We start from the raw sequence: 18,116 nt of genomic DNA, 5'->3' as shown, positions 1-18,116 counted from the left end.
TGCTATTAAAAGCCAACCTTAGGGGTTGGCTTTTTTGTGAAATAAAAGAGCTAATAAAAATTCATAGGAGTGTCACCATAACTTTAAGGTAAATAACTTACCCTCTACATGCTGGCGAATTGGTCGTTAGTTAAAAAAGGAGACGAGTTATGAAATTAAAAATTGCTGTTTGCCTTATGTTGGGGTCTTTGTCTGTCAATGCACTTGCCGAAACAACTTACCACTATCCAAAATCCATTAATCAGTACGGTCAACTAGACTATATTTTTGTCACCGCCACCAATGGCAGCGGCTTCTGCGAAGAAAAAAAACAGACTTACTCCAAAATTATTGCTGGGGAAATGTTTTGCGGGGAAGACGAGTCATCTTACAACGAATTTGATTGGAGCAGCAAAACATGGGTTTCCAAATCCACCGGAAGTAAGAATCAGTGTTATCCCATATTTAAACAAATTACCTGTAGCTAATGTCAATATAACGCCCGTATCAAGCCACCGATAGGTTCGGTGGCTTTTTCTCGGTGACTATTTTGTCCGTGACCTAAACTCTATTGAATCAATTGGTACTGTTTTACAGCAGTATCGGTTTGCAAACCAAAATGCCCAAGTGCGTAACTGAACGTCGCATCTTCATTCACGATACGACTACTATGCACACCGCCCACCGTGCAACTGCCTGTTGCACACACTATTTGGTCTATATAGCTTTTAATCGAATACACCTTAGAAGCCAGCGGCACGTTGTAAATACTGTCTAAAAAGGGGCTGCCAACGGATAAACCGGCAGAGCCACATGTAGAGCTCCACACATTAAAGGGGTAATAACCACAGCTTTTAAGGCCTAAAAACGCACCTGCTATTCCCACAAAGGTATCTACCTGGTTGGCAACGGCAAGCTTATCAATTTGCTGTGCGGCTAACGTCGCCCCCATTGAATGACCGATCACATCAATTTTACCTGTGCAAGAAGAGGCTAATGCACTTTGTATTGCTTGGCGCACAGGCGTTTCTTCACTGCCGCTGTGGTTATTGCAAGCCGCGCAGCTCTTCGAGCCCCAGTCTGGGCGGTATATGTCGTTGGTGGAATAGCCATTAGCTAACAGATGATCGTAGGTGTTATCCCAACTGGCTGGCGTGGCCGTATTGCCATGGACTAACACCACTGCGTCTTTACAGGCAAGTGCATTAAACGGCAGAGCCAAGCACATAAATAGCGCCAATATTCGTATTCTGTAACATTCTTTTATTGTTTTCATCGTGTCCTCTTTAGTTGTTGTTTTCTAAGTGAAAGCAATGAATATAGGGCGCGCAGACTGAAACAGACATAGTACTTTAGCACTGCGGCAATAACGTGAAAGCGTTGCTTCAATGGCGGGTTGAAAGTAAAATAATAATTATTCTCATTTGTTCTTGGTATGCCTACATTGGTGTTGACATACGCAACCACACACTCAAACGTTAAGGTTTTAGTTTTGTACTCTTCTGCTATTTGTTTTAAACGCTTTCTGGTTCCATTCGTTCATCTTATGCAAAGTCGGCGTCAAATCTTTGCTGAGCTGGTGTTCAGTTTCTGCATCATGCTGAGTCTTACTCAATCGGCGCCGAGTTTAGCTCAATCTACTTCTCAATTAGATGCGGTTAAAGAGAGTCGCCAAATCTTACAGATGGCGGAATATATAGGTGTTGATTACTCAGAAGCCGTGGTCGATGGCGAAGTATCAAGCGAAGATGAATTTGCTGAAATGCAACAATTCGCCAAGTTGATTTTGCAAAAGGCAGAGGCATTACAAACTGCCGCGGTTAGTGACTTTGATTTACAGAAAACGTCGGTCATCGCCAATGCCCAAGCATTGCAGCAGGCCATTTTAGCAAAAGTGACAATGGGTGAAATACAAAGCCTGACGCTACAAATACGCCACGAGTTGCTGGCTATGTCACCTGCACTACAATTGCCGGCACAATTGCTGCCCCAAGCCGAGATAGACACGCTATTTGCCGATAATTGTTCTGCATGCCATGGCCCCGCAGGCCAAGGCGATGGTCCACTAGCAAAGTCGTTTAGCCCTCAGCCAACAGACTTTACTGACAAAGAGCGCGCCGAAAACCGTTCTCTGTTGGGGCTTTACGACGCTATCAGCGCGGGGCTGGACGATACCGCAATGCGTGCGTTCACCGAGCTGAACGATAAGCAGCGTTGGTCTTTAGCGTTTTATGCTGGCAGTTTGGCATTTAAAAATACCAGTGAAGACAGTGCAGATACTAAACCTGCTTTAACACTACAAAGCTGGATAAATAATAATCCAGTACAAATAGCAGCGCAAAATGATGCGATTAGCCAGATGCAAGTTGAGCAGTGGCGCGCCTCGCCAGAGGTGTTTTTCGGACAAGCCAATACGCCCATCGCCACCGCAAAAAATAACCTGATCGCCGCTGTCGATGCCTACAATGCAGGCAATTTTGCGCAAGCACAAACACTCGCCGTCAGTGCCTATTTAGATGGTTTTGAACTGATCGAAAACAACCTCGATGCCAGAGATAGTGGTTTACGCAAATCGGTAGAAAAGCAGTTGTTGAATTTCCGTAATGTGCTCAGCTCACCCAATAATGGGCAGCAAGTAAGCGCTGAATCACAACAGATACTGCAGCAGCTTGAGCAAGTCGATAGCACACTGAATTCAGCGACATTATCGGACAACGCAATGTTTTCGGCTTCATTAATCATTTTGTTGCGCGAGGGGTTAGAGGCATTGCTTATCGTGTTAGCGCTAATTACCGTACTGATGAAAACCCAGCGTCAAGACGCTATTCGCTACGTTCACTTCGGCTGGGTATCAGCGCTGATCGCTGGTGGAATAACATGGTGGGTAGCCGAAAACCTGATCACTATTAGCGGCGCATCAAGAGAACTCATGGAAGGCGGCGCGGCCTTATTAGCAGCCGGCATTTTGTTTTACGTCGGTTATTGGATGCACAGTAAAACCCAAGCATCAGTTTGGCAGCGATATATAAACGACAACGTTGAACGTCATTTAAGTACTGGGACCTTGTGGGGATTAACAGGACTAGCATTTATTTCGGTATACCGTGAAGTTTTCGAAACCATCTTGTTCTATCAGTCACTGCTTACCCAATCGGTAGGAGATGGCAGTCAAGTAAGCTTTGTGTGGTACGGACTCGTCGCTGCGGTTGGCATACTCGCGCTGATCACCTGGTTGATGCTTAAATATTCGGTGAAACTGCCTATCGCGCGTTTCTTCTCGTTAAGCGCCTATTTTATGTTGATATTGGCATTTGTGTTGGCCGGCAAAGGCATATCTGCGCTGCAAGAAGCAGCCATCATTGGTATATCAGCCTTCCCGCTTGACGTGTCTGTCAGCTGGTTGGGTATTTCTGCCACATGGCAGGGGGTAATAGTGCAAGGTGTTATACTTGCGTTGTTCGTCGTCATGATGACGCGCAAAGATACAGCGTCAGCATAAGAGTCAATCCCGCGCGCATAAAAAAAGGCAGATTATCTGCCTTTTTAATGAACAGGCCTATGTATATAGACCAAGGTTTATTGTCGCTAGCTTAGTAGAAGCTGACCTTCGCTTCGATACCAAAGATGCGCGGCTGATTCACAATACCTGTTAGGTTATTGAAGTCCACCGCACCTTTTACGTTTTCTTCATCGGTAATATTACGACCGAATAAGGCTACGGTATAGTTGTGCTCAAAGTTCTCATACCCGATACGTAAACCGCCTTCTACGTTGCCGTCTGTTTGAAACTCAACAGATTCGTACAAGAACAGGTTAGTGTCCCCTTGGTATGCCCAATCAGTAAATGCAAACAACTCACCATCATTACCCAGAGGCACCGCATAACGTGCTGTAAACGTAAAGATAGTTTCCGGCGCTTGCGGGAAAGGGTTACCGTCAATAACCGCGTTAAAACCATTCGGACGAGGGTCAAGTACAGTACAGTTACCTGTTGAGCCAAATGCTTCATTTGTGCCACAAGGTAGTAACGTTAATGAATCATCTTTAATTTCTGTTTTGTTGTAGCTATAACCTGCGGTAAGGGTTAAGTAATCGTTCGCTACGTATTGCGCGTCGATTTCAAAACCGTAACCGACACCTTTATCAGCGTTCACTAATGCTACGTTATTTGCACCACCACCGATTGCAGAAAACTGCATATCGTCGATTTGGTAATAGAAAGTGGCAGCGTTTAAGCGCAAGGTGTTTTCTAACAAATCAGACTTAAAACCGAACTCGATAGAGTTAATGGTTTCTGCGTCAGCCACTGAAGGCGCACCTTCAAAAGCCACATCACGCCCTTGAATTGACTGAGCTCTAAAGCCATTGGCATAACGTGCAAACACAGACGTGTCATCGCTTACTTTGTAGTTTGCGCTTAGCTCCCAGCTAATTTGACCATCATCGACATTAATGTCGTCGTAGTCTTGCACACTGGCATCACCAGTAATTAATGCGAAGCCACCTACATTTTGTTCACCCACGCGAAGAGATTTTTTGTCGTGGGTATAACGCACGCCACCAGTCACATTCAAACGCTCGTTCAATTCGTAAGTTGTTTGCCCGAAAACAGCCCAAGTGGTGTTTTCATGGAATACTGTGGTCGCGCCAAAGTAGCCATCGATACTGGTCACGTTGAAAGAAGAGTCATAGTAAAAGGCACCAGTTTGCCAGCTAAGGGCATCGTCAGTTTCACTCGCCAAGCGGATCTCTTGAGTAAACTGCTCTAAGTCGTCTAGGTTATCTTGGGTGACAGCACTAAAGCCTATGGCGCCAGGAAACGTTAACACGTCTTCAAAACCAGAGTTGAAATTGGCAGAAGTGAGGCCGTCAGGTACCTGCGTGGTTAAATCATTGGTATACACACCGCCATCAATATCGCCAAGACTTGAGCCTTCTGCTTCTTCATAGGCAGTGATTGACGTGAACGACATATCGTCTAAGCCAAACTCTAACTTTAAAGAGGCACCATAGTTTTCATATTCTTGTGGGTTATTATCTGTGCCGTTACCGTCGATGTCGCCATCATAATAGACAGTGTCACGATCGAAATTCTGATTTAAATCGTTACTGCCTTTAGTAAATACGTTAGCGCGAAATACTGATGCGGTGCCATCTAACTCACGGCCGTGCACGTTTAACAACGCTGAAAAGTCTTCGCTTGGGGTAAACAACAACTGACCGCGCCATGCTTTTTCGTCAAAGCCGCCAATCGCGTCTTTCTCGCCAGTAAAGCCATTGTCTATCCAGTCATCCCGGTCTTGGGATAACACAGAGAAACGTCCCGATAAATCTTCAGCAAGCCCGCCGCCAACCGCAGCTTCAAAATTGACTGTACCTAAATTACCCACACCTAACTTGGCGTAAGCATCGAAATCTTCTGTGGGTTTAACTGAGTCAAACTTCACTATACCAGCAGTGGTGTTGCGCCCAAACAAGGTACCTTGTGGGCCACGAATAACCTCAACTTGCTCAACATCAAACAATGGGAAGCTTTTCAAAATAACGTTCTCTTTGACCACGTCATCCATCACGATGGAAACCGGCTGAGAGGCTGCTAAGTCAAAATCTGTGTTGCCTAAGCCACGTATGTAAAAACGTGGAGCTACACGGCCGTTCGATGATTCGGCGTATAAGCCAGGAACACGCACTGCTAGGGCGATAATATCGTCACCACCTGAAAATATGCTTTCAAATCGCTCTCCGTTTAAGGTAGCAATTGAGATTGGCACTTCTTGAATACTTTGCGTACGTTTTTGCGCTGTAACCGTGATCTTTTCAAGGCCTTTATCTTTTGCTGCAGGGGCTTCCTGTGCATTAAGAGTATGGCTGAATAGAGCACCTTGGATACAGACGGCTAATGCTGCTTTGTGAAAATTGGTCATTGTGTCACCGCTAGTAAATGTGTGGTTATAGTATGAATGTCACTCTGCGATTGTGTCATCGCGTTACTCCCATCGCCCATGTTGCTAATTAGCTTTGTTAATTGTTTTAATATCACACGTTCATTTATGAAGCGTTGTCCGGATATAAAAACAAAGACCAAATAAGTAGGCCGAGCGAAGGAGGCGTATTGTGCCTAAATGTCCTTTTAAAGTCTCGTTAATTGTAGCAGTTAAGGGATCACTTAAATGTCACATTCGGCTGACAATCAAAACGATGACACGCGGCTCTATGACTGAGTGAGTGCAAAAAATAGCCACGTACGCAGAGTATTCAGCGCTCTATACACACAGATAAACCGCGCCATAAAAGGCTGTAATAATACTGAAATATTACTGTCACCTATACGTCATATAGCTGTCATAAAAATGCCACGACTAGCCCCTATCCTTGCGCAAATTCTGAATGAAATAGACTGATCCGAGAGGAGCACACTGTTTCACCATTTCCTTCAAATAGGGTTTGAGTACATGAAGTCTACCATTACGTTATCAGCCAGCTTACTCAGTGTAAGTTTGCTTTTATCTGCATCTGGCTATGCCCAAGAAGATGCATACCTGAAGCCAGCTGTTGAAAAAGCGACAGAGATCAATGACTCAGCAGCGAGTTCTCAACAAAAAATTAATAAGCTCAATGATCAAATTGATAATAAGTTGCAGCAGTTCAAAGCAATCAATAAAGAGACCGAAGGCTTAGAGGTATACAACACTCAATTGCGTAAGCAAATCGAGAACCAAGCACAGGAAATGGCTGACTTAAATGCAGCAATTGATGATGTGAGTGTTATTGAGCGTCAAATTACGCCCTTGATGATGCGCATGATTGACGGTCTCGAGCAGTTTATCGCCCTTGATGTGCCTTTTTTAGCGCAAGAGCGAGCTACACGTATTGCCGGCTTAAAAAGCATGATGGACAAAGCCGATGTGGCTCCATCTGAGAAATTTCGCCGAGTGATGGAAGCCTACCAAGTTGAAATGGATTACGGACGTACCTTAGAGGCTTACGCAGGTTTACAAAATATCGATGGGCAAGAGCGTAACGTTGATTTTCTACGCGTTGGTCGTACTGCTTTAATATATCAAACGCGTGACGCAAGCATGCAAGGTATGTGGAATGCGCAAACTCGTCAGTGGGATGCCTTGCCGTCTAGCTACCGCACCCAAGTCACTAAGGGCCTGCGTATGGCCAAAAAACAAATGGCACCAGATTTACTGATGTTGCCTGTTGCGATCACAGATTAAGAGCACGATGAAGATGAATCAATTAATTAAAAATATCGCACTTACCTTGCTTGTTACATTAACAGCAACTTCAGCAATGGCGGCTGATCCGTTACCGAAGAAAGAGTCAGCACTGGATTTAGATGCGCTTCTTAAGCAATTAGAGCAAGGTCAATTTCAACAGACTCAACAGAACAACCAGCGTGAAAAAGACTTTGTTGCTAAGCGTGCTGAGCAAGACCAAATGCTACGCGATGCAGGCAAAAACCGTGATAACGCGTTACGTACATCTGAAAACTTAGAAACGACGTTTGAAGAAAACGAATTTAAACTGGGTGACTTGAACGATGCGCTAACCAAGCGTTTAGGTTCACTAAAAGAATTGTTTGGTGTACTTCAGCAAGTGGCTGGAGATACAAAAAGCAAATTCTTTAACTCGGTTATATCTGCGCAAATTCCTAATCGCGCAGAGTTCTTAGACGAAATGGCTCAATCTATGGGTTCAAGCTCAAAACTTGCTTCGATTGATGAAATAGAGCGTGTTTGGTTTGAAATGCAGCGCGAAATGACCGAGTCGGGCAAAGTGACGCGTTTCACTACGGATGTAGTTGAAGCAGGCGGCGCTAAAGTCAGCAAAGAAGTGATTCGTGTTGGTACGTTTGCCTTGGTTGCCGATGGCAAATATCTAGATTATGAAGGTTCAACGAACTCATTAGGTGAGTTAATTCGTCAACCTGCAGGTCGTTACACGGCAAGCGCTGAAGCGCTTCAAGCGTCAAATGGCGAGCTAGTTGAGTTCGGTTTAGACCCAACAGGTGGCTCTATTCTTAAGTTATTGGTGCAAGCACCAAGCTTAAAAGAGCGTGTTGAACAAGGTGGTTTAGTGGGTTACATCATCCTTATTGTTGGCGCGATTGGTTTATTGTTGGCCCTTGAGCGTTTAATTACTTTGACTGTGATTAAAACCAAAGTGAATAAGCAGCTTAAGTCTGACAAGTTCACTTCAAACAACCCTCTTGGTCGTGTTATGCAAGTGCGCGACAAATACCCACAAGCGGATACAGAGTCGCTGGAGCTACACCTAACGGAAGCCATCTTGGGTGAAATACCTAAGTTGTCTCGTAACCTTACCATCATCAAGATCATCTCTGTGGTAGCACCTCTTATGGGTCTATTGGGTACGGTAACCGGTATGATTAACACCTTCCAAGCAATTACCTTGTTCGGAACAGGTGACCCTAAACTAATGGCGGGCGGTATCTCTACTGCGTTGGTAACAACTGTACTTGGTTTGGTTGTAGCCATCCCGATGACATTACTCTACGCAATGCTAAACACACGCTCTAAAGACGTGGTATTTATTCTACAAGAGCAAGCGTCAGGCGTGATTGCTGAACGCGCTGAGCGTATGGAAGCAAAGTCAACTCCAAGCGCCTAAGGTAATTAGTTATGTTGGAATTTTTCGAAGCAATACGTGATTTTACGGAAACAGGTGGCCAAGTTCTCTTGGTCATCGGGTTCCTAATATTCGTCATGTGGTTGTTGATCCTTGAACGAGCGTTGTACGTGTTCATCTGGCACAAGGCCTATAAGAAAGAAACCATTGCCACCTGGAAAGCACGTAAAGACAGACGTTCATGGAACGCAGAACAAATACGCCAAGCGATGATTTCACGAGTTAGCTTACGTTTAGGCGCGGGCATTCCGATTATTCAGGCTTTAGTTGCCTTGTGCCCTCTATTGGGCCTAATGGGAACGGTAACCGGAATGATAGAAGTGTTTGATGTTATGGCTATTTCTGGTTCAGGTAGTGCGCGCTCGATGGCCTCTGGTGTATCAAAAGCGACCATTCCTACCATGGCCGGTATGGTCGGTGCGCTATCTGGGGTTTTTGCCTCAACTTGGTTAGCCCGCACCACAAAATCAGAACGTACGCATTTAGAAGACGCATTGACAATAGAGCGTAAGTAGCCAGCCTACTGCGCCTTGGAAGAGACAGTTATGAAACAACATTTTCAAAATTTGATGGACGAAGAAGAAGCAGCAATCGACATGACACCGATGCTGGACGTGGTATTTATCATGTTGATTTTCTTTATCGTCACCGCGTCTTTCGTTAAAGAATCGGGAATTGATGTGAATCGTCCTGAAGCGGCAACAGCGGTCAAGAAAGACCGCGCCAATATTCTGATAGCCATCAGTGACAAAGGCGAAATCTGGATCAACAAACGTAAAATTGATGTGCGTGCAGTTCAAGCGAATATCGAGCGTCTGCATGCGGAAAACCCACAAGGTACTGTGGTGATCCAAGCGGATAAAAAATCGACTACCGAAACCTTAATTAAGGTAATGGACGCTTCTCGCGCCGCCGGTATTACCGATGTTTCGATTGCAGCGCAAGAGCCCTAGACCATGCTTAGATATCTCATAGCGATAGCGTTGTCAGCCATTGTGACGCTGAGTCTGTTTTTCGTGATGCAATCACTGATCAAAAGTGGTGGTAGCGCATTAACTGAGCCAGCAAAGGGCAGTGTGCTGGATTTCGTGCGGGTGAAAAAAGAAGAATCCGCCCAGAAGAAGGATCGCAAACCCAAGAAGCCACCTAAGCCAGAAGCGCCACCTCCAGCGATGGAGCAACCGCAGATGGATTCGCCTACACCGAATGCTGAGGGCAATGGAATGGACTTTGGAGCCGACGTTAACGAAGGCTTATCGTTAGATGGCGGCCTAGCACTTGAATCGGGTGACGGGGAATATCTGCCAATTGTGAAAGTGGCACCGGTTTATCCTCGACGTGCGCTATCTCGTGGTATCGAAGGCTACGTTATTGTTGAATTTACAGTGTCGAAGCAGGGTTCGGTGAAAAATCCGTTTGTAGTAGACGCTCAACCTGCAGATTTGTTTAACCAAGCGGCAATTGATGCAGCACTTAAATTTAAATACAAACCTCGGGTAGTCAACGGTGAGCCTGCTGAAGTGGCTGGTGTGCAAAACCGTATTTCTTTCCAGATTGATGGTTAATTGGGGGCTTGATGAAATTAAACAATAAAAAAAGCAGTAACCTCTCATGCAAGGTTTTAGGTTTGGCATTATGTGCAGTGATTGGTCTGGGCATTAATGTCACGCCGATGGCAATGAAAAATGCCCATGCACAAGAAGACAGCCAACGTGAAACCCGAAGAACGCCAGCCCTTAGAGTGAAAGTGTACGACCAGCTTTCGCGGGCACAAAAATTGGCTGACGAGGGTAAAACTGACGAAGCCCTTGAAGCCTTGGAAAACGTGAAAGGTAAAGCGAGCTCGATGAACAGCTATGAGCTGGCCATGATGTATAACTTTTATGGTTTTATTTACTATAACGTTGAGCGCTTTGATGAAGCGATCGCCTCGTTTGAAACCGTAGTAGAGCAACAGCCGATCCCAGAGTCATTTGAGCTCAGCACCTTATTTAGTTTGGCACAACTGCACATGATGCGAGGCAACTTTGACAAAACAGTGGCCTTTTTAGAGCGCTGGGAAACGTTAAATGCATCGGTTAATTCAAACTCTGAAATACCGGCTAAAAACTACGTGTTAAAAGCGCAGGCTATGTATCAGCAAAAATCTTACGATAAAGCCGCTAGCTATATCGAAAAAGCGATTGAGATTGTTGAAGCACAAGACGATATCCCAGATGAAAATTGGTATGTATTGCAACGTGCGGTGTATTACGAACTAAAGCAATCTGAAAAGGTAAAAGACGTACTGCTGAAATTGGTCAGGCATTTTGATAAGCCCAAATATTGGGTGCAACTAGCTGGCATGTACGGCGAACTAGGCGAAGAGCAAAAGCAATTAGCCATTCTTGAAACCGCGTATCAGCAAGGCTATATCGAAAGCGGCTCTGACATGTTTAACCTCGCACAGCTTTATTACTATCACCAAATGCCGTTTAAAGGAGCTCGTTTAATTGAAAAAGGCTTTGAGAGTGGCGCACTTGACAAAAATCTGAAAAATTTGAAGTTTTTGTCACAGTGTTGGGTGTTAGCCAAGGAAAATGAAGAAGCGGTGCCGGTTATGAAAGCGGCGGCTGACTTGTCTGACGACGGCGAACTTGATGCACAATTAGGGCAAATTTATCTGAACATGGAAAAGTGGCAACAAGCTATTTCAGCTTCAGAGGCAGCATTGGAAAAAGGCGGTTTACGTAACGAAGGCACGGTGCACTTAGTAAAAGGCATGGCGTTCTTCAACGTAGGGCAATACAACGAAGCATTGAATGAATTGGCCGAAGCTGAGAAATTTAATAGTAGTAAGGGTATGGCGCAGCAGTGGTCAAAGTTTGTAGAAACTGAAAAAGCCAGCGCTGACCGACTCACTGTATCACTTTCTCAGTAATGCTGTTTAGAGCTTAAAAATAACAAAACATTGGTTTTGCTCAGTATAATAAAATCTATAATTCTAGCGTGCTGGTCGCGCTAGCAGAGAACCTCTCACCGCTCATGCGTTGTCTTAATAGGCAAAGTTGAGCGGTTTTTTACGTTTAACCTCCCGTGATAGATCTGCCATTAAAACTCGCCGGCAAGCCTAATCAAAAAAATAGATTTCAACAATCGATTTTAATTAATTTAAACTTATCAGTATCAGTCTTATTATTTTCCTCGAAGTAACCCACAATTCAACGTAACGAGGAATATCTCAATGACACAATCTCTTATCAATACCAAGGTTTTACCGTTTAACGCAACTGCATTCAAAAATGGCGAGTTTGTTGAAGTGTCAGAAAAGGACATTGAAGGCAAATGGGCAATTTTCATGTTTTACCCAGCAGACTTCACGTTTGTATGCCCAACCGAATTAGGTGATTTAGCTGATCACTACGCGAAACTGCAAGAGCTAGGTGTTGACGTTTACTCTGTATCAACTGATACCCATTTTACGCATAAAGCATGGCATAGCAGCTCAGACACCATCAACAAAATTGAATTCGCGATGATCGGCGACCCAACAGGCAAGATTACTCGTAATTTCGGCGTCATGATCGAAGAAGATGGCTTAGCACTTCGCGGTACATTTGTGGTGAACCCTGAAGGCGAAATCAAAATTGCTGAGATTCACGATTTAGGTATCGGGCGCTCTGCAAGTGAGCTTCTGCGTAAAGTGCAAGCTGCACAATACGTAGCCAATCACGACGGCGAAGTGTGCCCAGCAGCATGGCAGCCAGGCGAAGAAACATTGACGCCTTCACTTGACCTAGTCGGCAAAATCTAACGCAACATTAGCTTGAATCAAGGTTGGTCTTTACACGGACCAACCTGTTCCTAAACATCATCAGTCTATTGGAGTAATCTATGTTAGACGCAAAATTAAAAGGCCAATTGGCGACTTATTTAGAAAATTTAACTTCACCAGTGGAGTTACGCATAGCTGTTGATGAGCAACATCAAGCCAAGAAATCAGCAGAAATTAGCGAGCTTGCCAATGAAATTGCTGAATTATCTCCCTTGGTCAATGTAGTAGCACAGACTAAAAGTGAGATTAGAAAACCGTCGATGGAAGTGGTTTCTATTAAAAACAACACCTCAGTTACTTTCGCTGGTGTACCCATGGGGCATGAATTTACTTCATTAGTACTCGCGCTGCTAAATAGTGGAGGGCACCCGGTAAAAATCAGTGAGCAGCAAGTAGCTGAAATTAAATCACTCTCTGGTTCTTATCAATTTGAGACATACGTTTCGTTGAGCTGTCAGACCTGCCCTGGGGTAGTGCAAGCATTAAACGTTTTGTCCGTTATCAACCCAAATATTACCAATACCATGATCGATGGTTCACTGTTTCAAGAAGAAGTGACACAGCGCAATATCATGTCAGTACCAAGCGTGTACTTAAATGGCGAGCTGTTTACCCAAGGTGCAGTGACCATTGATAAGATTTTGAGCAAAATTGACCCCCAGGCAGATGCCAAACAAGCCCAGTCACTAAATGACAAAGCACCCTATGACATGCTCATTGTAGGCGGCGGTCCAGCAGGGGCAGCAGCGGCAATATATGCGGCTAGAAAAGGCATTCGTACTGGAATTGTGGCCGAAAAGTTTGGTGGGCAAGTGACTGACACCATGGCGATTGAAAACTTTATTTCGGTTAAAGCGACTGACGGCCCCAAACTCGTGTCAGGCCTTGAACAACATGTGAAAGACTATGATGTGGACATCATGGCGAATAATAAAGCTGTGAAATTAACAAAAGAGGGCTTGATCAATATCGAGCTTGAGAATGGCGCACTGTTATCCAGTAAAACAGTGATGCTAGCGACTGGCGCCAGATGGCGCGAAATGAATGTACCCGGCGAACAGCAGTATCGTGGTGCAGGTGTCGCATATTGCCCACACTGCGATGGGCCATTATTTAAAGGCAAGCGCGTTGCTGTTATCGGTGGTGGTAACTCGGGTATCGAAGCGGCTCTTGATTTAGCCAATATCGTTGAGCATGTGACCGTACTTGAATTTGATACAAAATTGCGTGCGGATGAAGTACTTCAGCGCAAAGCGAAAGCCGCTAACAATATCGACATTATCCTAAATGCCATGACGACAGAAGTGGTAGGTGATGGCAAACGTGTTACGGGCCTAACCTATCAAGACCGAGCTAACCAAGAAACTAAGCAGGTAGAATTGGCTGGTATCTTTGTTCAAATTGGTTTGGTGCCAAACACCGAATGGTTAAAAGGTGATATTGCCTTAACTGCTCGAGGTGAAATTGAGGTAGGTCAACGTGGTGAAACCTCCATTGAAGGTGTGTTCGCCGCAGGTGATGTAACGACTTCGCCTTACAAGCAAATTATCATCGCCATGGGTGATGGAGCCAATGCTGCACTCGGTGCGTTCGATTACTTACTTAGAGCGCCGACTGACGAAAATGCCCCGTCAGTTGAAAATAGTGTCAGCGAAAAGGCAGCTTGATCCGCGTAATATCTAAGCCTACAACCCATAACCAAGTTCATTGTGTGACACCCCTTGCCGAGCATATCTGAGATATGTCTCGGCTTTTTTACGTTTAGCGAATTCCGTCTCTGCGTGCTTTTCAGTTCTCTCGTTAGTTCGCTCGATACTTCTCTCGTTACTTTCTTGGTGTTTTTCCTCGCTCGTTTTTTACGTCGTCTTACAAACGTCTTATGAAATACCTCTAAATGTAAATCCTGTGTTAATAATGTTGATTTCCTTGTGTAGTCTTTATGACAATAAGGCGAGTGTGAATGGTTGCTGGTTGAAGTAGACCAGCATTTTGAGCATTGCTTTACGCGTAATGCTCAAACTTACACAACAGCTATCAGTGATCACAAGATCACTGATAGGCCTAGTAAGACATTACAAACCACAACAAAACAAAATAAAACACCAAGAGGAAGCCGATGAAGAAACTACTGATACTGACCTTATTATTTAGTTGCTTAAACGCCCATGCACTGATCATTAATTCTGATGTAACCAAACTAAGCGGACAGCAATATCAAGCTGACTATCAATTTTTTAATGACAGCCAAAATACCATAGATGGACTCACTGTATATTTTCAATATAGTTTGTTCGACAACGTAGCGTTGCTTTCCAGCCCAGCTGATTGGGACGTATTTGTTGCGCCGGCACAAATTATATTTGGCCTAGAAGAAGACGGATTCGTCGATGCCTTGGCATTAGCTAGCCCGTTACGGGCAGGTGAAACATTATCTGGGTTATCCGTTGTGTTCGATTGGACCGCTAACGCAGAGTTAATCAGTACCACGCAGCGCTTCGAAACCTATGACGCAAACTCTTTTGATATAACAAGCGAAGGTGAGTATCAACTAAGTGCAACGCAAGCCGTTAACGCGCCAATGAGTGCGTTATTCTTCATCGTTTTCGTTGGTGTAATGGGCCGTTTCGCAAGGCCCCAGCGTAAGACTAATTCTGAAGGGGGGCTAGGTGAAAATACTCATCATCGCGCGGGCGAAGGGGTGACAGCATGAGCACTTTATCAGCCAATAATACAATGAGCAGTGTCCCTACAGTGAAAACCGTTTCTTTGAGCAAGAGCGTCGCATTAGCATTAGGAACACTGCTCTTAACATCTTTCAGTATGCCGTCATATGCTGAAGTGAGCATTGATCACTTAACGCTAACAAACAAAACGCGGGTAGGGCGAAGTGATTACCGATATGAGTTTTCGGTGTTCGTTAAAAATGACGCTGAGCGCGTTCAAGATGTGCAAATAGACGTGACTTCGACTAACCCTAATTCACGAATAGAGTCTTCCGGTGTCAGTATTACAGAAATACCTGCGAACAGCGTGCTTGAGCTAACAGAGCCGTTCGTATTAGTCCAAAACCGCCGAGCGCGATTCAATGAACAGGACTTAAATTGGGTTGTTGAGTACCAGCAAAGCGGCAATGCCATTAGCGATGACTTTTCGCCGAACGCTGCATATCACACTGGTGAATATAAGAATTTCTTTGTTGAGCGTGGCTTAGCAACCCAAGAGCAAGTCACCGCAAAAATTAATGCCACCTATGAGCAATTGTTCGAATTGGTGCCCGACCAAGCTGCACCGCAGCCTAGTAAAGGCGAACGAATTTACTATGCAAGTTTTGATGACAGTATAGATAACTGGCAGTGGTATGCGGATAACGGTTCACAAGTTGGGGCGACACTTTCTCAACAAGAGGGGGCCTTAATTATCACGCCAAATTGGCAAAGTGGCGGTGACGCGTTGGCGGTTCTCTCAAGCCCTTTTGAGCCCATTGATGCAACGCAAGGCGTTGATGTTGAATACAAAATGGCTGTTCATCAAGCCTACGTTGATGACGGTGCCACGGCGATGCAGCTCTTTATCCAAGATTCATCTGGTGGTATAGGTTTTTTTGCATATCGAACATTAACGCAACCCAATGACAGCACCATTTTGGTCAAAAATTTAGGCCCCGATAGGAATTTCGGTTACTTATCTGAAGGGTTCGACTCTAGCCAAATCAGTAGCATAGGGTTCCAGTTTTTAGCAAATGGTAAAAGCGCGGATGTTGGTGGCAATATCACTCTTTCAGAAGTAAGCGTTTACCAACCAGTTGATAACTCAGGAATAGACAACACCCCAAGTTTCTTAGATTCATTCGATAATGGCATTGCACAGTGGAGTGCGGGGGCGAACAATGGAAGTGCTATTGAGCCGGCGCTGACAGTGGGAAGTGTGATAGACGGCGATGGCCAAAGTAATAATGTGTTATCAATTAGCCCGAATTGGCTAAGCGATAGTGACGTATTTACCATTAAATACCAACAGTTCAACGCGGTTGATATCACTGGTGGGCGCGATATCAGCTTTGATGTAAAGATACCCGCTAATTATGTATCAGACGGCAACTTAGTCGTGCAACTCGTACTGGAAGATGCCAATTACCAACCCGCCTTTTTGGGCTACACCATGGTCGATGGATTCCCTGAAGATGAATTTATCACCCTCAGTTTTAGCGACGTTAGCGCTGCCACTGAATTTGGCTATATCAGTGACAGTTTTGATTTTAGCCAACTGCGTGGCATAGGTGTGCAATTTGTAGCAAATGGCAAAATGCCCGAACTGACTGGCGACATCCAAATAGACAATGTCCTCGTCGCGGGGCAAGCGCCCAGTGAGCCGTCACCTGAACTTTCTGATACCACAGTGCTGTATGGTGTGGGTGATGATATGGCCTTCATCAAGGCGATAGACTCAAACGATATTCGCTCTGAAGGCATGTCTTACGGCATGATGATCTCGGTGATGATGGACGACCAAGAAACCTTCGACAAATTGTGGCGATTTACTAAAACCAAAATGCAAAATACGTCCGGCAATAGCAAAGACTTTTTCGCGTGGCGACTCAGTGGCAATGCCCCTTATAATGCTATTGATACCAACCCAGCACCAGACGGCGAAGAGTATTTCGCAATGGCGCTATTTTTTGCTAATAACCGTTGGGGTAGTGCTGACGGTATCTACGATTATCAGCAAGAGGCAAATGACATACTCCACGATATGATTTTCACCAAATCTGATAACAGCAGTACGCGGCTTATGATGCATCCCGTTTATCAGCAAGTTGAATTTGTAACGACGACCAATGTGGCAAGTTTCTCCGACCCTTCATACCACATACCGGCTTTCTACGAAATGTGGGCTTTGTGGGCAGATGAAAACAATGATTATTGGCATGAGAGCGCTGCCATCAGTCGTCAGTATTTGGCGAAATCAGCTCATCCAGTTACGGGCCTATTCAGTGACTATGCTAGCCACGAAGGCGAGCCGCAAACGACCAGTTTTAACCCTGATAGCCATAAAAGCGCCTACGACTCATTCCGGGTGATGGGTAATATGGCCATGGATTATCACTGGGTAAGTCAGTCACCTGTTCTGCAGTCTCTGGTCGAGCAGCAAGTTAACTTTTTTGCAGGCGAAGTTGAGCAGTACGCTGATTTCATAGCTGTGTATGAGGTTAACGGAACTCGCGAGCCGGGTATCGATTACCGCAGTCACGGGCGAACAGCAATGAATGGGGTAGGCGCCACAATCAGTGAAAACCCGTTTTCTACCGAAATGCTGAACTACTTATGGCAACAAGACGCGCCAACAGGAATGTATCGCTATTACGACGGACTATTGCATATGTTTGGGTTATTGCACGCGGGAGGCGAGTTTAAAATCTATAAGCGAGTCAACATGGAGTAAGCTTCGTTTTGTCTTAGTCCACTAACTTGTAACTTGGATACATGTATTTATATAACTATAGAGGTTTTTATTAAGTTATTGATTTATTTAAGAATATGAAACGTCCTTTAACTGCCCGGTTAAGCGACGTTTCTTAAAAGAACAAATGAATAGCTAATTCGCTAAAGATTATCGAGCATGCTAGATAATTGCTTGCGCCAGTGGACAATTTGCACACCTGAATCCT

The 18,116-nt window shown here is 44.8% G+C and carries 14 protein-coding genes; 12 read left to right on the top strand and 2 right to left on the bottom strand.

What is annotated here, in order from left to right:
• The first annotated feature begins 149 nt into the window (after positions 1-149).
• Positions 150-467, top strand: coding sequence for a hypothetical protein (locus GMES_RS04045; RefSeq protein ID WP_006991303.1), 318 nt, complete (start codon positions 150-152; stop codon positions 465-467).
• Between the two features lie 80 nt (positions 468-547).
• On the opposite strand, the gene GMES_RS04040 is transcribed toward GMES_RS04045, so the two are convergent.
• Positions 548-1,255, bottom strand: coding sequence for an alpha/beta fold hydrolase (locus GMES_RS04040; RefSeq protein WP_039986508.1), 708 nt, complete (start codon positions 1,253-1,255; stop codon positions 548-550).
• 321 nt (positions 1,256-1,576) lie between these two features.
• Here GMES_RS04040 and GMES_RS04035 point away from each other — a divergent pair, with 321 nt between their 5' ends.
• Positions 1,577-3,478 (top strand): cytochrome c/FTR1 family iron permease, encoded by a 1,902-nt coding sequence (locus GMES_RS04035; RefSeq protein WP_039986526.1) that lies wholly within the window; start codon positions 1,577-1,579, stop codon positions 3,476-3,478.
• Between the two features lie 91 nt (positions 3,479-3,569).
• Here the strand turns inward: GMES_RS04035 and GMES_RS04030 are convergent, their stop codons facing one another.
• On the bottom strand, positions 3,570-5,903 hold the full coding sequence (locus GMES_RS04030) for a TonB-dependent receptor (RefSeq protein WP_006991300.1): 2,334 nt from the start codon (positions 5,901-5,903) through the stop codon (positions 3,570-3,572).
• A 528-nt stretch (positions 5,904-6,431) separates the two neighbouring features.
• Between GMES_RS04030 and GMES_RS04025 the strand changes: the two genes are divergently transcribed.
• The 10 genes from GMES_RS04025 to GMES_RS03980 all read left to right on the top strand — a co-directional run bounded on the left by GMES_RS04025 (position 6,432) and on the right by GMES_RS03980 (position 17,890).
• Positions 6,432-7,202 carry a DUF3450 domain-containing protein gene (locus GMES_RS04025; RefSeq protein ID WP_006991298.1) on the top strand — a complete coding sequence of 257 codons (771 nt, stop codon included), beginning with the start codon at positions 6,432-6,434 and terminating at the stop codon, positions 7,200-7,202.
• A gap of 13 nt (positions 7,203-7,215) precedes the next feature.
• Positions 7,216-8,619: a MotA/TolQ/ExbB proton channel family protein gene (locus GMES_RS04020; RefSeq protein WP_039986524.1), complete on the top strand. Its 1,404-nt coding sequence runs from the start codon at positions 7,216-7,218 to the stop codon at positions 8,617-8,619.
• Between the two features lie 11 nt (positions 8,620-8,630).
• Positions 8,631-9,152 (top strand): MotA/TolQ/ExbB proton channel family protein, encoded by a 522-nt coding sequence (locus GMES_RS04015; RefSeq protein ID WP_006991296.1) that lies wholly within the window; start codon positions 8,631-8,633, stop codon positions 9,150-9,152.
• A gap of 30 nt (positions 9,153-9,182) precedes the next feature.
• On the top strand, positions 9,183-9,590 hold the full coding sequence (locus GMES_RS04010) for an ExbD/TolR family protein (protein ID WP_006991295.1): 408 nt from the start codon (positions 9,183-9,185) through the stop codon (positions 9,588-9,590).
• A 3-nt stretch (positions 9,591-9,593) separates the two neighbouring features.
• The gene (locus GMES_RS04005; protein ID WP_006991294.1) at positions 9,594-10,202 is read left to right on the top strand and encodes an energy transducer TonB; all 609 of its coding nucleotides are present in this window, start codon (positions 9,594-9,596) and stop codon (positions 10,200-10,202) included.
• A gap of 11 nt (positions 10,203-10,213) precedes the next feature.
• Positions 10,214-11,557, top strand: a complete 1,344-nt coding sequence (locus GMES_RS04000) for a tetratricopeptide repeat protein (RefSeq protein WP_006991293.1) — start codon at positions 10,214-10,216, stop codon at positions 11,555-11,557.
• Between the two features lie 303 nt (positions 11,558-11,860).
• Positions 11,861-12,430, top strand: coding sequence for an alkyl hydroperoxide reductase subunit C (ahpC, locus tag GMES_RS03995; RefSeq protein WP_006991292.1), 570 nt, complete (start codon positions 11,861-11,863; stop codon positions 12,428-12,430).
• Positions 12,431-12,510: 80 nt separating this feature from the next.
• Positions 12,511-14,118 carry an alkyl hydroperoxide reductase subunit F gene (gene ahpF, locus GMES_RS03990; protein WP_006991291.1) on the top strand — a complete coding sequence of 536 codons (1,608 nt, stop codon included), beginning with the start codon at positions 12,511-12,513 and terminating at the stop codon, positions 14,116-14,118.
• Positions 14,119-14,567: 449 nt separating this feature from the next.
• Positions 14,568-15,161, top strand: coding sequence for a hypothetical protein (locus GMES_RS03985; protein ID WP_006991289.1), 594 nt, complete (start codon positions 14,568-14,570; stop codon positions 15,159-15,161).
• Positions 15,158-17,890, top strand: a complete 2,733-nt coding sequence (locus tag GMES_RS03980; RefSeq protein WP_006991288.1) for a family 8 glycosyl hydrolase — start codon at positions 15,158-15,160, stop codon at positions 17,888-17,890. Before GMES_RS03985 ends, GMES_RS03980 begins: the two co-directional genes overlap by 4 nt.
• Positions 17,891-18,116: the final 226 nt, after the last annotated feature.

Source organism: Paraglaciecola mesophila KMM 241 (assembly GCF_000315015.1).
Lineage (GTDB): Bacteria > Pseudomonadota > Gammaproteobacteria > Enterobacterales > Alteromonadaceae > Paraglaciecola > Paraglaciecola mesophila.
The sequence above is the reverse complement of the archived record's forward strand: the minus strand, read 5'-3'. Positions and strand labels throughout refer to the sequence as shown.